Source organism: Pseudomonas sp. TE3728 (assembly GCF_056279145.1).
In genome coordinates this window covers 6468094-6483218 of record NZ_JBWBQT010000001.1, presented here as the reverse complement: position 1 = coordinate 6483218, position 15125 = coordinate 6468094, and the positions used below count along the sequence as shown (strand labels likewise).

Sequence of the window (15125 nt, the reverse complement as noted above, 5' to 3'; positions counted from 1 at the left end):
CTCCCTACCGTACAACTGGTTTTATTTTGAAACCACAAAAGGAAACCCGTGATGAAACCTGACCACCCGTTAAGCGGCGCAGTGGTGCTGCTGTTTGCCGTTGCCTGCGGCCTGGCCGTCGGTAATGTGTATTACGCACAACCGCTGCTCGATGCCATGGCCGAAGCCTTCGCCATAGACCGGGCTACCATCGGTATCGTCGTCACCCTTACCCAGATCGGTTATGGCGTGGGTCTGTTGCTGCTGGTTCCGCTAGGGGATCTGCTCAACCGCCGCCGGCTGATCGTCGTGCAAACCCTGCTGTCGGCGCTGGCTTTATTGATGATTACGTTTGCCTCGAATAGCATCTGGCTATTGCTCGGCATGGCGCTGACCGGGTTACTGGCAGTCGTAACGCAAGTTCTGGTGGCCTACGCCGCGACCCTGGCTATCCCGGCGCAACGTGGACGTGTGGTGGGCGTGATTACCAGCGGCATTGTCGTCGGCATTCTGTTGGCACGAACGGTGGCGGGCGGCATGGCCGATCTGGCCGGTTGGCGTTCGATTTATCTGTTGTCCGCCGGGTTGACCCTGGTGATGGCGCTGCTGTTGTTTCGTGTGCTGCCCAAGCACGAAGATGCGCGACCGGATAGCGCTTACGCTGCGTTGATCGGCTCGGTGTTCACGTTATTCAAGGAAGAACCGGTATTGCGTCAACGAGCCATGCTTGCCCTGCTGACCTTCGCCAGCGCCATGGTGTTGTGGACACCCTTGGTGCTGCCGCTGAGTGCCCCGCCGCTTTCACTTTCCCACACCGAAATCGGACTGTTCGGCCTGGCCGGAGCCGCCGGCGCGCTAGCCGCTGCCCGTGCCGGGCATCTGGCCGACCGCGGTTTGGGCCAATGGACCAGTGGACTGTCGTTGCTGCTGATGCTCGCCTCATGGCTGCCCATCGCACTCACCCAATCCTCGCTATGGGCGCTGCTGCTCGGGGTGATTACGCTGGATCTGGGTTTGCAAGCCGTTCATGTCACCAGCCAGAGCATGATCTACAGCGTGCGCCCCGAAGCGCAAAGCCGACTCACCGCCGGCTACATGCTGTTCTATTCGATCGGCAGCGCCTTGGGTTCTATCGGTTCCACGGCGATGTACGCTTGGGCGGGATGGATCGGGGTGTGTTGGCTGGGTGCGGGGATCAATGCCGTGGCGTTGATTTATTGGTGCATGACGTTGGCCACGAAGAACCAACCTGTGGAAGCAACTTCACGCTGACGCGTAGGAGCTGCCGCAGGCTGCGATCTTTTGATCTTGGGGACACCTTCGATTCTTAAGATCAAAAGAAAAGATCGCAGCCTGCGGCAGCTCCTACATTGACCGTGTACATCCGCAGAATTTGGCTGTAGCTGTTGGGATCACCCGCGATCTTTCCCCCGCAGCATACTGTTCAGCACATCGTCGCGGCGCACCCAACCATGAAACAACGCCGCCGCTAAATGCAGCAGCACAGTCAGAAACAGCAGATACGCCAGATACCCGTGCGCCTTGCGCAGGAACGCAAACACCTGCGCATTCGCTGGCAGAATCGACGGCAACTGCAACGAACTACTGAGCATCACTGGATCGCCAGCCGCCGAAATCATCGCCCAGCCCAGCAGCGGCAAAATCAGCATCAAGGCGTACAGCAAGGCATGCGAGGCCTTGGCCGCGACCACTTGCCAACCCGGCAGGTCCGCCGGCAGCGGTGGTTGGCGGGTCGAAAAACGCACGGCCAGGCGCACGATCACCAGCAACAGAATCGCAAGGCCCAAAGGTTTGTGCAGATGGATCAGCCACTGATGGCGTTCGGACACCGAGGCCGCCATGCCCGCGCCGATAAACAGCATCGAGAGGATCATCAGCGCCATCAGCCAGTGCAGCAGCCGCGCCAATGGCGCGAAATGGTTCGGTTGAGCGCTCATTGTTGAGACTCCTGTTTGGCGTTGGGCAACTGCTTCACTTCGCTGGTGCGGCGCAGGTAGGAGCGGGCGTAACCCGCTGAGCGAGCAGCAAGCAGCGGGTCGTCGGAGCCTTCGATACCGCTGGGCAATACCAGTGGGTCGTAGTTGATGTCACGGCATTCGCCATTGAGTTGCGGCTGGGTGCTTTCGAGCACCAGCGTGCCGGCGTTCAGCACTTTTCGGCCGTCGGGCCACACTTTGCTCGCGTCGTTGACCGGGTCCCCAGGGTTCGCCAGGGTGATGTTCAACTGCCAACGCAGCGGGCCGGCGGACAAGCGCTGCACCAGATCTTTCTCTAGGAAATCACCGCCCTCGGGAGCCGTCGCACCTGCCGCGTCCTGAGCAACCGGCGTCATGCTCCAACGCACCGCCTGCCGTTGCCCGGCCGCGTTCACCAGGTAAAACGCGTTGACGCTGTTATAGGTTTCCGTCGCGTAACTGGCCGACGGTTTGGCGGTTTTGATCCAGGCCAGAAACGGCGCGGCTTCCGGGTGAGAACCGAAAAACGCTGGAACAGCCGCCGGGTTTGGTTTGCCGGTAGACGGATCCGGTGACTGTGCTTGTTGCAACTGATAGAACGCCTCGGGCGTGCCCACCGGGAACACCGGCATGCTATTCATCCCGGTGCGCCACTGCTGGCCGTTAGCCTGAGTAAAACGCAACGCCAGACTACGGATCGGCACGCTGTTGTCCGGCGCGTAAGGGTTACCGGCAGGCAGCGCGAAACGCCCGACCACCGGGGTCCGCGCTTCGCTGAACACTTGGGCGCTGGAATACTCGCGCGCTTGGCTGCTGCTCTCGAAATGCCCGATCACGCACACGCCTTTGGCGTGGTTACGACGGAATCCCGGGTGTACGCCGTTGTTTTTCTCCAGCACATTGACCAAGGCTTTCGGCGTCAGGCGCTGTGGGTCGAGTGTGCCGTTGACGTAGGCAAAAGCCCCGGCCAGTGCCGCGACCACTGCGGCAATGCCGGTCAGGCGCAACGTCAGGCTCGCGGCACTCAGCGGTGGCCGGTGGTCAGGCCCCGTTGGCGGTGATGAGCGATCTACCATGAATGACTCCAGGGCCATCGGCCACAAGTGAGAAGAATCAGGCAGACGAACCGCGCCAAGGTTTATTCCATCGCCCGGTGTTTATTTTTCCAGGCGTGGAATAACCTCGAATGCCGGGCGTCTTCCTGAACACTCACCATAGCGTAGTGACTGGTCAGAACTTCATGAACGATATCGACGAACAACTCAGGGAAGTCATTCCCAGGCTGCGGCGTTTCGCCGTATCGCTGACGCGCAACCCCAGCAGCGCCGATGATCTGGTGCAGGCCTGCCTTGAGCGCGCGCTGTCGAGTTGGGGCGACAAACGTCCCGAGGGCGACTTGCGTGCCTGGCTGTTTTCGATTCTTTATCGGCAGTTTCTCGACGCCCATCGCCGCTCCCGGCGTTATGCGCGCATGCTCGAATTCTTTACCGGCCGTGACGATGCGCAGCCTTCGGCAGAGCGCACCGTGATCGCCCAATCGACCCTGCAAGCCTTCGATCAGCTCAGCACCGAACAGCGCGCACTGCTGCTCTGGGTGTCGGTGGAAGGCTTGAGTTATAAGGCGGTCGCCGAGATCCTCGACGTCCCCACCGGCACCGTGATGTCGCGCCTGTCCCGCGCACGCCAGGCCTTTCGCCAGCTCAGCGACGGCGAAATCAACCGCCCTTCCCTGCGGAGACTCAAATGATCAGCATGCCTCCCAGCGAGCGTGACCTGCACGCCTACGTCGATCACCAACTCAGCGATGCCGACCGACATCGGGTGGAGACTTATCTGGCCAACAACGCCGAAGTGGCCGCGCAAGTACGCGCCTGGCAACACGATGCCCAACAGTTGCGCGCGGCCCTGAGCGGCGCCTTGCAGCAACCGGCCAACCCGCAACTCGACCCGGCAATGATTCGCCAGCGAGCCAAACGCCAGTCACGCCGCCATCTGGCCAACGCCGCGATGCTGCTGATCGCAGTCAGCGTCGGCGGATTGGGCGGTTGGCAGGCGCGACAAATGACCCTGGCCAGCGCCCCGCTACCAATGACCGACGCCATGCAGGCCTACCGGCTGATTGCCCAGCAAGGCATCCTGCCGGCGGACTACAAAGTGAGCGATGACGGCGATATGCAGGGCTGGCTCGATCAATATTTCAGCCAGGCCCAACGCCTGCCGAACCTGACCGCTGCCGGATACACACCCGTCAGCGGGCGACTGCTCAGTACCGAACAAGGGCCGGCGGCGATGGTGGTTTATGAGGATCAGAGCGGCCATAAAGTCAGCTTCTACGTCCGCCCGCCAGGACCTAAAAACTTCCTCCTGCCTCGGGGGAGCCGCAGCGATGGTGAGTTGCAGGCCGAGTATTGGTCCGGGGCTGGGTACAACTATGCGATGGTCAGCCCGAGTGATACACCGGCGGCGCAGATGCTCAAGCAAACTGCGCAGTTCTGATCACCACCATTCCCCTGTGGGAGCGGGCTTGCCCGCGATTGCGGCAGCACATCCAACACTGATGGTGACTGATCCACCGCTATCGCGGGCAAGCCCGCTCCCACTGGGTCAGCGATTATTTGGAGATTGTGGTCACCCCTGCCCAAACACCTGCGAAGGCCTTCGCAACAGCGGATCAAACGGATTGATCCGCGGCCCGATCAGCGCGGCTTCGCGTTTGAGCATTTCCACCACCGTCGGCAAGCGATCCGGCCCCAGGCGATCGCTGACCGTGGCCACACTCAACGCCGCCACCGCCCGGCCTTCGCGGTCGAGGATCGGCACGGCCACCCCGGCCATGCCTTGCAATACGCCGGTGTTGCGCCCGGCGTAGCCGAGGGTGCGCACATTCTCGACTTCCGAGCGCAGGAACACCTCGTCATACAGGTGAAAATCCTTGAGCCGCGGCAAGTTGTAATGAATCACCGTGTCGCGCTCCTCTTCCGGCAGAAACGCCAGAATCGCCAGACTTCCTTGCCCTACGCCGAGCGCCACCCGCCCGCCGATGTCACCGGTAAACGTGCGGATCGGAAACGGCCCTTCACTGCGGTCCAGGCAGATCGCATCAAAGCCGCTGCGCGCCAGCAAAAACAACGAGTCCCCCAACGACGCCGACAGCCGCAGCAATGCCGGCCGCGCCAGTTCGCGCAAGTTGCCGGTGTTGCCGGCGCGGGCCGCCAATGCAAAAAACTCCAGGCTCAGGCGATAGCGTTTGCTGCGCACGTCCTGCTCGACCATGCCCTCGTCCATCAGGCTACGCAGCAAGCGGTGGGTGGTCGGTTGCGACAAACCGATGCGTTGCGCCAGTTGCGTTACGCGCTCTCCACCCTCGATGGTATCCCCCAGACTGCGCAGCACTGCAAACAGTCTTGAGACCGCACCAACACCGACTTCATTTTTATTTTCATTCCGCTCAATGGAATCAGGCATGTGATTTCTCGACAATAAATTTACTCACTGAATGAAACTGAAAATAGTCATCGCTTCAGTGAAATAGGCCATTGAGCCCATCCTATTCTTCGTCCTACTCTGCGTCCATCAGGGGCGATTCGAACAACAGCGGCAGCCGACAGAAGTCGAGCGCCAACGCACCCCGGCAACATCCTTTTCGTATCTGCCCATACAAAAAAGCGCGCCTTTGGCGACGCATAACAATCTCAGGTGGAGCGCAGTCATGGCCTTCGTGCAACTTGAAAACCTCGGCAAACGTTACGGCGAAATCGACGCGGTCGTCGCCACCAACCTGTCCGTGGAAAAAGGCGAGTTCGTCTCCTTGCTCGGCCCCTCCGGCTGCGGCAAAACCACCACCCTGCAAATGATTGCCGGCTTCGTCGAAGTCAGCAGCGGGCGCATTGTGCTGGATGGTCGCGACATCACCCACGCCAAACCCGCCAGTCGTGGTCTGGGCGTGGTGTTCCAGAGTTACGCGCTGTTCCCGCACATGACCGTGCAAGACAACGTCGCCTTCGGCCTGCGCATGCGTAAAGTGCCCAACGGCGAGTTGCAGCAACGGGTGGATCGGGTGCTGAAGCTGGTGCGGTTACACCTGCACGCCGAGCGTTATCCACGGGAATTGTCAGGTGGTCAGCGCCAACGTGTTGCGCTGGCCCGGGCGTTGGTGATCGAGCCGCCGGTGCTGCTGCTCGACGAACCGCTGTCCAACCTCGACGCCAATCTGCGCGAGGAGATGCAGTTCGAAATCCGCCGCATCCAGCGTGAAGTCGGCATCACCACGCTGATGGTCACCCATGACCAGTCCGAAGCGCTGTCGATCAGCGACCGGGTGGTGGTGATGCAGGCCGGGCGCATCACTCAGATTGACGCGCCCTACACCCTCTACGAACACCCGCGCACCGAGTTCATTTCCGGCTTCGTCGGCAAGGCCAATCTGCTACCCGGTGAGCGGGACAGCACTGGTGTCGTGCAGGTCTGCAATCGTGGCGACGGCGAACTGACCCTGAGCCTGCGCCCGGAAAAAATCGATCTGCGTGATGTTGGCCATGGTCGTTTGCAAGGCAGGATCGTCAGCCGCTTCTTCCTCGGAAGCCAATGGCTGTACAGCGTATCGACATCGTTGGGCGAACTTAGCGTGGTGCGCCGCAACGACGGTTCAGCCCCCTTGATCGAAGGCACGGCGGTCGGCCTCGATTGGGATGCAACATTGCTGCGGGTGCTGAGTGTCGACGAGGTGTCGGCATGAGTACGCTTGTCGTCATCCGCCAGGGACGTCAGGGTTATTGGTTATCCGCACCGGCCCTGGCGTTGTACTTCGGTCTGCTGGTGATCCCGTTGCTGCTGACGCTGGTGCTGTCGTTCAACGTTTTCGACTACAGCTCGGGGATCAACAGCGACGCCTACACCCTCGATCACTACAGCAGCCTGCTGGGCGATCCGTACTTCTACGAGATCTTTCTGAGGACGTTCTGGATCAGTGCCCTGACCACCCTGCTCTGCGTGGTGATCGGCGTGCCCGAGGCCTACATCCTCAGCCGCATGGGCGCGCCGTGGCGCTCGATCTTCCTGATTCTGATCCTCACGCCGTTGCTGATTTCGGTGGTGGTGCGCGCCTTCGGTTGGAGCCTGTTGCTCGGTGCCGACGGCCTGGTCAACCAGACCCTGCAAGCCTTCGGTGGCTCGCCGATGAAACTGCTTTACACGCCATTCGCCGTGGTGATCGCCCTGGTCCACGTGATGCTGCCATTCATGATCATTCCGGTCTGGACCTCGCTGCAGAAACTCGACCCGGCCGCCGAACAGGCCGCGCTGTCACTGGGCGCCAGCCACCTCACGGTGATGCGCAAAGTGGTGTTGCCGCAAATCATGCCCGGCGTGCTCTCCGGCACCTTGATCGTGTTCGGCCTCGCGGCCAGTTCATTTGCCATTCCCGGACTGCTCGGCGGACGCCGGATAAAGATGGTCGCCACACTGATCTACGACCAGTACCTGTCGGAGCTCAACTGGCCGATGGGCGCGGCCATCGCCGTCGCGCTGCTGTTGCTCAACCTGCTGATCATGCTGTCGTGGAACCGGATGATCGAAGGCCGCTACAAGAAGTCATTGGGATAACTCGTCATGTCCAGAAACGGTCCTTTCGCCCTGCTGTTCCATACCCTTGTGGTGCTGTTCATGCTCGCGCCGCTGGTGGTGGTGTGCCTCGTCGCCTTCACCCCGGAAAACACCCTGAGCTTGCCGACCACAGAGTTTTCCCTGCGCTGGTTCCGTGCAGTGTTCGAGCGCGCAGACTTTGTCGATGCGTTCTACAACAGCCTGATCCTGGCGTTCTGCGCCGCCACGCTGGCGACGCTGATCGCGGTGCCGGCAGCTTTGGCGATCACTCGATTCGAGTTCCCCGGCCGGGACTTTTTCAACGGGCTGTTCCTGTCGCCGATCATCATTCCGCACCTGGTACTGGGCGTCGCGTTGCTGCGCTTGTTTGCGCTGATGGGTGTCAACGGCAGCTTCGCCTGGCTGATCTTCGCCCATGTGCTGGTGATCACGCCGTACGTGCTGCGACTGGTGTTGGCCTCGGCCATTGGCCTGGACCGCAGCGCCGAGCATGCCGCGCAATCCCTCGGTGCCGGACGCTTCACGTTGTTCCGGCAAATCACCTTGCCGATGATTTTGCCGGGGGTCGCCGGTGGCTGGCTGCTGGCGTTCATCAACAGTTTCGATGAGGTCACGTTGTCGATCTTCGTCACCTCGCCAGCCACGCAAACGCTGCCGGTGCGCATGTACGTGTACGCCACCGAATCCATCGATCCGATGATGGCGGCGGTGTCGGCCCTGGTGATTGCGCTGACGGCGTTGACGATGATTCTGCTCGATCGGGTCTATGGCCTGGATCGGGTGCTGGTGGGTAAACAATGAGGTCGCCATGGCTCTGCTGAAACGACTGGCCGAAGGCGACCGCCCGGCCCTGGACTTTATCCTCGACGGCAAGCCTGCCCGTGGCTTGCTCGGCGACACCCTGCTGACCGCCGTGCTGACCTGCAGCGAACACCTGCGCGGCAGCGACTTCAGCGCCGAACCCCGCGCCGGTTTCTGCCTGATGGGCGCCTGCCAGGACTGCTGGGTACGCCTGGGCGATGGCCGCCGGGTGCGAGCTTGCTCGACGCTGCTCGAAGCCGGTCACCACATCAACCGCGAACCGGGGCGTTGCATATGACATCGATTTATTCAGCGTCCCCAAAAGATCGCAGCCTTCGTCAGCTCCCACGCCGTACGCGATCCCCTGTAGGAGCTGGCGAAGCCTGCGATCTTTTGATCTTTAATGTCGTGGGGTTTGAATGAAGTCGGTAGTCATCATCGGCGCCGGCCCCGCCGGAATCCGTGCGGCGCAAACCCTCGTTGCCCACGGCGTGCACCCCGTGCTGCTGGACGAAGCCGCGCGCAGTGGCGGGCAGATTTATCGGCGTCAGCCGGCGAATTTCAAGCGTTCGGCGGTCAAGCTGTATGGCTTCGAAGCACACAAGGCCAACGCGCTGCACCAGACAATCGATGCACTGCGCGAGCAACTCGATTACCGTCCTGACACGCTGGTGTGGAACGCCGAAGCTGGGGCGCTCGACACCTTGCATGAGGGCCGCGCCGCACGGCTGGAATTCTCCCGGGTGATAGTTGCCACGGGCGCCACCGACCGGATTCTGCCGGTGCCAGGCTGGACGTTGCCGGGGGCATACAGCCTCGGTGCGGCGCAGATTGCCTTGAAGTTTCAAGGCTGTGCCATCGGTGAACGGGTAGTGTTCGCCGGCAGCGGGCCGTTGCTGTATCTGGTGGCGTACCAATATGCCAAGGCCGGCGCCAACGTGATCGCCGTGCTCGACAGCTCGCCCTTCAGCGCTCAGGCCCGCGCCCTGCCCGGTCTGCTGGCGCAACCGACCACGTTGGCCAAAGGCATTTATTACCGCACCTGGCTGACCGCCCATGGCATCCCGGTGCACCAGGGCGCTACCTTGAAACGCATCGATGGCGAACACCGCGTGCAATCGCTGAATTGGCATAACGCAGCAAGTGAACATCGAATCGAATGCGACGCCGTAGCCTTCGCCCACGGCCTGCGCAGTGAAACCCAACTTGCCGACCTGCTGGGCTGCGAATTCACCTGGAACCCACTCAACCGCGCCTGGCTGCCGCAGCGCGACAGCGCCGGTCGCAGCAGTGTCGCCGAGGTGTACCTGGCCGGTGACGGCGCCGGCATCATGGGCGCCGACGCCGCGGAAATGGCCGGTGAACGGGCAGCCCTGGCGCTGCTTGAAGACATCGGTTACCTGATCCCGCCGCACCGTGCCACCCAGCTGGAACAATCGCTGAACACTATTGGCAGATTCCGCCAAGGCCTGGAGCGCGCCTTTGTCTTTCCCGAAGGCTGGGCCGCCGACGCCGCGGATGACCTGATGATCTGCCGCTGCGAAGAAGTGCGCGCCGGCGACATCCGCCAGGTGGTGCGCGACGGCCATTGGGAGATCAATCGGGTCAAGGCCCATTGCCGGGTCGGCATGGGTCGCTGCCAAGGACGGATGTGTGGCGCCGCCGCAGCGGAAATCATCGCCTGCGAAAGCCAGCGCAACCTGTCCGACATCGGCCGGTTGCGGGCTCAGGCGCCGATCAAACCCCTGCCATTCGGTCTGGAGGTCGAGCCATGATCGAGGTCGATGCAATCATCATTGGCGGCGGCATTGTCGGCTCCTCCGCCGCCCTGTTCTTGAGCAAGGCCGGCCGTCGCGTCGCATTGCTGGAGCGGGACTTTTGCGGTTCGCACTCCAGCGGTGTGAACTACGGCGGCGTGCGTCGTCAGGGCCGGCCGCTGTCGCAATTGCCGCTGTCGCAACGGGCTCACGAGATCTGGGGGCAACTGCCGCAGTTGATCGGCATCAACGGCGAGTATCAGCGCAGCGGTCACCTGAAGCTCGCCCGCAGCCTCAACGACCTGCACGCCTTGCAGGATTACGCCGCCAGCAGCCAGGGGTTCGGCCTCGATTTGCAGGTACTCGACCGCAATCAGTTGCGCGCACGGTTTCCGTGGGTCGGCGAGGTCGCGGTCGGTGCCTCGTTGTGCCCGGACGACGGCCACGCCAACCCGCGACTGGTGTCTCCGGCCTTCGCGCAGGCGGCGCGTCGGCACGGTGCGCAAATCCATGAACAATGCGCAGTGACGGCGGTGGAACATGACGGTCAGCGCTTTCACGTCAGCACTCAATCCGGCCTCGAGCTGCACGCCCCCTGGCTGCTGAATTGCGCCGGTGCCTGGGCCGGAAACCTCGCCGCGCAATTCGGCGAAGCGGTGCCAATGCATGCCGGTCACCCGGCGATGCTGGTCACCGAACCGTTGCCGCTGGTGATGAATGCCAGCACCGGCGTCGAGGGCGGCGGCATCTATGCCCGTCAGGTCGCTCGCGGCAATTGTGTGTTGGGCGGCGGCCAGGGCTTTGCCCTTGATGACGCCCGCGCCCGGCCTGGTCAGAACGCCGTCATCGAGATCTTGCGCCAGGCCGTCGAACTCTACCCGTTTCTCGAAGGTGCCCAGGCGATTCGCACCTGGAGCGGCACCGAAGGTTATTTGCCCGATCGCCAACCGGTGATCGGCCACAGCAGCACCCAACCCGGTCTGTTGCACGCGTTCGGCTTTGCCGGCGCAGGCTTTCAGATCGGGCCCGCGGTGGGCCAGGCGCTCACCGAGATCATCTGTAGCGGCGCGTCAAAGACGTCGCTGGATGCGTTTTCCATCACCCGGTTTCACTCCATCTCCGTTGCTTGATAGAGGAAGGTCGCGCCAATGAATAACCTCAAACGCACTGCACTGCTCGGTTTGTCCTGCATGAGCGCTCTGCTCACGGTCGCTCAGGCCCACGCCGAACCGACGCTTTACCTGGGCATGAACGGCGGAACCATGGAGCGGCTCTATGCTGACAAGGTGCTGCCGGCTTTCGAGAAAGCCAACAACGTCAAAGTGGTGATCGTGCCGGGAACTTCCGCCGATATTCTGGCCAAGGTCCAGGCCAGCAAAGGCAACCCGCAGATGCACGTGATGTTCCTCGACGACGGCATCATGTACCGCGCCATTGCCATGGGCTTGTGCGACAAACTCGAAGACAGCCCGCCCCTGGCGCAGATTCCGGCCAAGGGTCGCATCAAGGATCAAGCGGTGGCGGTCAGCCTTGGGGTCACCGGGCTGGCGTACAACACGCGGCTGTTCAAGGAAAAAGGCTGGAGCGCGCCGACCTCATGGATGGACATGGCCGACCCGCGTTTCAAGGACAAACTGGTGTTTCAGTCGATGGCGTCTTCGACCTTCGGCCTGCACGGTTTTCTGATGTTCAACCGGATTCAGGGCGGCAGCGAAACCGACGTCGAACCGGGGTTCAAGGCGTGGCCGAACACCGTCGGGCGCAACGTGCTGGAGTACATTCCGAGTTCAGCGAAGATCTCCGAAATGCTCCAGACCGACGAAGCGGCGCTGTTCCCGCTGACGCCGACCCAGGTCACCGCGCTGAAACTCAAGGGCATGCCGGTGGAATATGCACAGCCCAAGGAAGGCTCCGTGGTGCTCAACGTCGCCGAATGCGCCATCGCCAACAACACCCAACCGGAACTGGCGCAGAAACTCGCCGCTTTCCTGCTGACGCCCGAAGCGCAAGCCGCCGCGCTTGAAGACGGCGATCAGATTCCGTCCAACCCGAATACGCCAACCACCGACAAGACCCGCGGTCAGGTCGAGGCGATGAAGCAGTATCTGACGACCGCGATCGCCATCGACTGGGATCAGGTCAACGAACAGCGCCCGGCGTGGAATGCCCGGTGGAATCGCAGTATCGAGCGCTAACCTCGAAGATCAAAAGATCAAAAGATCAAAAGATCAAAAGATCAAAAGATCAAAAGATCGCAGCCTGCGGCAGCTCCTACAGGGGGTGGTGTTCATCCGCGATATTTCGGTGAGCATCGATCCTTGTAGGAGCTGCCGCAGGCTGCGATCTTTTGCGGCACCTCTTAATTGCCAAAGTGGTCGGGTTATTCCCCATTTGGTTAAACTACGCCGCCGCGGCGCAGGGTGAGCCGCCCCAAGACTTCAATTGCCGCCCAGCAGCGCTTCATCAACCCTGATCGACGTCTTGTACGACCAGGACAAGCACCTGATTCTGCTCGGTCACCAGTCATTGCGCGAAAGCCTGAGTGGCGATGCTATCGATCTGGCGCGTACGCGCAGTCGGTTGGGGCAGTTGGTGGAGGTCAGGGATCTGGCTTGACCCAAGAGATTGGGCTTGGGCTGCAGGCCTCTTCGCGAGCAAGCCCCACATTGAGCTTGTGTCGTACACATAATGTGTGAGCAAAACCGATTCACTGTGGGAGCGGGCTTGCTCGCGAAGAGGCCCTGACAGCCACCACAACTTTCCCGCTATCATGTCGCCCATTTCCAGGCCCCCACGCCCTCCTCCTGATCAATAGCGAACCTGCCCATGGATACCCTCGCCCTACTGCGCGCCGGCCAACTGTCGGGCATCACCCGTCTGGATCTGTCCTGCGGCCTGACCGAGTTCCCCCGGGAAATCTTCGACCTGGCGGACTCGCTGGAAGTGCTCAACCTCAGCGGCAACGCCTTGTGCAGCCTGCCGGACGACCTGCATCGCCTGACCCGTTTACGCGTGCTGTTCTGCTCGGACAATCAGTTCACCGAACTGCCCGCTTGCCTTGGCCAGTGCACCGCGCTGACGATGATCGGCTTCAAGGCCAACGCCATCGAAAACGTGCCGGGCGCCGCCCTGCCGCCGCTGTTGCGCTGGCTGATCCTGACTGACAACCGCCTCACGGAACTGCCGACCGAACTGGGTGAATGCCCGCATCTGCAAAAGCTCATGCTCGCCGGCAACCGGTTACAGCGTCTCCCCGAAAGCCTGATTCATTGCCATCGACTCGAGCTGATCCGCATCGCCGCCAATCAGCTCACCGAGCTTCCCGAGTGGCTGCTGACCCTGCCGAGCCTGACCTGGCTGGCGTACGCCGGTAACCCGCTGGAAACCGAAGCCGACGCGGCTGCGCTTGAAGCCACGGCGAGCATTCCCTGGTCCCAACTGAACCTGGAGAAAAAACTCGGCGAAGGCGCGTCGGGGGTTATCCATCAGGCGTTGTGGGAACAGACGAAACAGGTCGCGGTAAAGCTCTACAAAGGAGAAATGACCAGCGATGGCTCGCCGTTGCACGAAATGAACGCCTGCATCACCGCCGGCATCCACCCCAATCTGATCCGGGTCGAAGGGCGAATCGTCGGCCATCCGCAAGCGCAGGCCGGGCTGGTGATGCAACTGATCGATCCGAGTTATCGCAACCTGGCCGGGCTACCGAGCCTGGCGTCCTGCACCCGCGACGTCTACGCCGACCACACCCGGTTCAGCGCTGGCGTGGCGCTGCGCATCGCCAGTGGCATTGCTTCAGTGGCTGAACATTTGCACCGTCAAGGCATCACCCACGGCGACCTCTATGGTCACAACATCATGTGGAACGAGCACGGTGATTGCCTGTTGGGCGACTTTGGCGCGGCGTCTTTCCATGCCACTTCGGACAGCCTTGAAAGCCGCGCGCTGCAACGGATCGAGGTGCGGGCGTTTGGGGTGCTGCTGGGGGAATTGCTGGAGCGCATCGACTCGGGGTTGAGTGATGAACAGCGGATCGCGTTAGAGGGTCTACAGCAGCGTTGCTGTCAGCCGGATGTGCTGGCGCGGCCGGGGTTCAGCGAGGTTGTGCGGGAGTTGGCTGCGTTCAACTAGCGGCAAATATAAAACCTGTGGCGAGGGAGCTTGCTCCCGTTGGGTTGCGAAGCGACCCCAAAAGCGACGGCTGCTGCGCAACCGAACGGGAGCAAGCTCCCTCGCCACAATGCCCTCGCCACAAGTCAGACCACAAACTGTCGGAACCGCTTACCCCGCCAACCCGACAAACATGTCCTGCACGTCATCGTGGTTATCGAGGCCTTCGAGGAACGCTTCGACTTCTGCCATCTGCTCATCGCTCAGGCCACTGACCGGGTTCTTCGGCTGGTAGCCCAACTTGGCCGACAACACGGTGAAACCCTGCTCTGGCAGCGCTTTCTGTACCGCATCCAGGTCTGCAGGTTCGGTCAGGAACAGCGTCGCGCCGTCTTCACCTGGCTCGAAATCCTGGGCACCGGCTTCGATCGCAGCCATTTCCGGGTCGGCGTCAGGGCTGTCCGGGGACGCCTCGATCATGCCGACGTGGTTGAAGTCCCAGGCCACCGAACCGGAAGCGCCCAACTGCCCCTTACGGAACGCGACGCGGATTTCAGCGACGGTGCGGTTGATGTTGTCAGTCACGCATTCAACGATCAGCGGCACCTGATGCGGTGCGAACCCTTCATACGTCACGCGATGGTATTGCACGGTTTCGCCGAGCTGGCCGGAGCCTTTCTTGATCGCGCGTTCCAGGGTTTCGCGGGGCATCGAGGCTTTTTTCGCCTGTTCGACCACCAGACGCAGGTGTGCGTTGGTGGTGGTATCGGCACCGTTGCGGGCAGCGATGGTGATTTCTTTCACCAGTTTGCCGAAGATCTTGCCTTTGGCGTTGGCTGCCGCTTCTTTGTGTTTAACCTTCCACTGTGCGCCCATTACTCACTCTCTTGATCTGTGGCGC

15 protein-coding genes and 1 pseudogene are annotated in these 15125 nt (G+C 61.7%); 12 read left to right on the top strand and 4 right to left on the bottom strand.

Annotated features, from left to right (window positions below; all coding sequences use genetic code 11):
- The first annotated feature begins 51 nt into the window (after positions 1-51).
- On the top strand, positions 52-1251 hold the full coding sequence (locus tag ACZ89R_RS28785; protein WP_429547351.1) for an MFS transporter: 1200 nt from the start codon (positions 52-54) through the stop codon (positions 1249-1251).
- Positions 1252-1391: 140 nt separating this feature from the next.
- On the opposite strand, the gene ACZ89R_RS28780 is transcribed toward ACZ89R_RS28785, so the two are convergent.
- Positions 1392-1937, bottom strand: a complete 546-nt coding sequence (locus ACZ89R_RS28780) for a cytochrome b (RefSeq protein ID WP_429547352.1) — start codon at positions 1935-1937, stop codon at positions 1392-1394.
- Positions 1934-3031 carry a catalase family peroxidase gene (locus tag ACZ89R_RS28775; RefSeq protein ID WP_429547353.1) on the bottom strand — a complete coding sequence of 366 codons (1098 nt, stop codon included), beginning with the start codon at positions 3029-3031 and terminating at the stop codon, positions 1934-1936. Before ACZ89R_RS28775 ends, ACZ89R_RS28780 begins: the two co-directional genes overlap by 4 nt.
- 164 nt (positions 3032-3195) lie before the next feature.
- Between ACZ89R_RS28775 and ACZ89R_RS28770 the strand changes: the two genes are divergently transcribed.
- Entirely contained in the window at positions 3196-3702 is a 507-nt protein-coding gene (locus ACZ89R_RS28770) for an RNA polymerase sigma factor (RefSeq protein WP_429547937.1), read from the top strand.
- Positions 3699-4451 (top strand): anti-sigma factor family protein, encoded by a 753-nt coding sequence (locus tag ACZ89R_RS28765; protein WP_429547354.1) that lies wholly within the window; start codon positions 3699-3701, stop codon positions 4449-4451. Before ACZ89R_RS28770 ends, ACZ89R_RS28765 begins: the two co-directional genes overlap by 4 nt.
- A 132-nt stretch (positions 4452-4583) precedes the next feature.
- Here the strand turns inward: ACZ89R_RS28765 and ACZ89R_RS28760 are convergent, their stop codons facing one another.
- The gene (locus tag ACZ89R_RS28760) at positions 4584-5420 is read right to left on the bottom strand and encodes an IclR family transcriptional regulator (RefSeq protein ID WP_429542897.1); all 837 of its coding nucleotides are present in this window, start codon (positions 5418-5420) and stop codon (positions 4584-4586) included.
- A 244-nt stretch (positions 5421-5664) separates the two neighbouring features.
- Here ACZ89R_RS28760 and ACZ89R_RS28755 point away from each other — a divergent pair, with 244 nt between their 5' ends.
- From ACZ89R_RS28755 to ACZ89R_RS28715, 9 genes and pseudogenes are all read left to right on the top strand, one after another.
- Positions 5665-6690 (top strand): ABC transporter ATP-binding protein, encoded by a 1026-nt coding sequence (locus tag ACZ89R_RS28755; RefSeq protein ID WP_429547355.1) that lies wholly within the window; start codon positions 5665-5667, stop codon positions 6688-6690.
- Positions 6687-7556, top strand: coding sequence for an ABC transporter permease (locus ACZ89R_RS28750; protein WP_429547356.1), 870 nt, complete (start codon positions 6687-6689; stop codon positions 7554-7556). The genes ACZ89R_RS28755 and ACZ89R_RS28750 overlap by 4 nt, the downstream gene beginning before the upstream one ends.
- A gap of 6 nt (positions 7557-7562) precedes the next feature.
- Positions 7563-8357 carry an ABC transporter permease gene (locus ACZ89R_RS28745; RefSeq protein ID WP_007896923.1) on the top strand — a complete coding sequence of 265 codons (795 nt, stop codon included), beginning with the start codon at positions 7563-7565 and terminating at the stop codon, positions 8355-8357.
- A gap of 7 nt (positions 8358-8364) precedes the next feature.
- Entirely contained in the window at positions 8365-8655 is a 291-nt protein-coding gene (locus tag ACZ89R_RS28740; protein WP_429547357.1) for a (2Fe-2S)-binding protein, read from the top strand.
- Between the two features lie 121 nt (positions 8656-8776).
- Positions 8777-10132 carry an FAD/NAD(P)-dependent oxidoreductase gene (locus tag ACZ89R_RS28735; protein WP_429547358.1) on the top strand — a complete coding sequence of 452 codons (1356 nt, stop codon included), beginning with the start codon at positions 8777-8779 and terminating at the stop codon, positions 10130-10132.
- The gene (locus ACZ89R_RS28730) at positions 10129-11244 is read left to right on the top strand and encodes an NAD(P)/FAD-dependent oxidoreductase (RefSeq protein WP_429547359.1); all 1116 of its coding nucleotides are present in this window, start codon (positions 10129-10131) and stop codon (positions 11242-11244) included. The genes ACZ89R_RS28735 and ACZ89R_RS28730 overlap by 4 nt, the downstream gene beginning before the upstream one ends.
- Before the next feature lie 18 nt (positions 11245-11262).
- The gene (locus ACZ89R_RS28725) at positions 11263-12309 is read left to right on the top strand and encodes an ABC transporter substrate-binding protein (RefSeq protein ID WP_429547360.1); all 1047 of its coding nucleotides are present in this window, start codon (positions 11263-11265) and stop codon (positions 12307-12309) included.
- Positions 12310-12552: 243 nt separating this feature from the next.
- Positions 12553-12730 (top strand): annotated as a pseudogene (gene zapE, locus ACZ89R_RS28720) (AFG1/ZapE family ATPase); the annotation flags it as partial.
- Positions 12731-12940: 210 nt separating this feature from the next.
- The gene (locus ACZ89R_RS28715) at positions 12941-14245 is read left to right on the top strand and encodes a leucine-rich repeat-containing protein kinase family protein (protein ID WP_429547361.1); all 1305 of its coding nucleotides are present in this window, start codon (positions 12941-12943) and stop codon (positions 14243-14245) included.
- Between the two features lie 150 nt (positions 14246-14395).
- On the opposite strand, the gene ACZ89R_RS28710 is transcribed toward ACZ89R_RS28715, so the two are convergent.
- A complete protein-coding gene (locus ACZ89R_RS28710) occupies positions 14396-15100 on the bottom strand; it encodes a YebC/PmpR family DNA-binding transcriptional regulator (protein ID WP_007903391.1) in 705 nt (234 codons plus the stop codon).
- Positions 15101-15125: the final 25 nt, after the last annotated feature.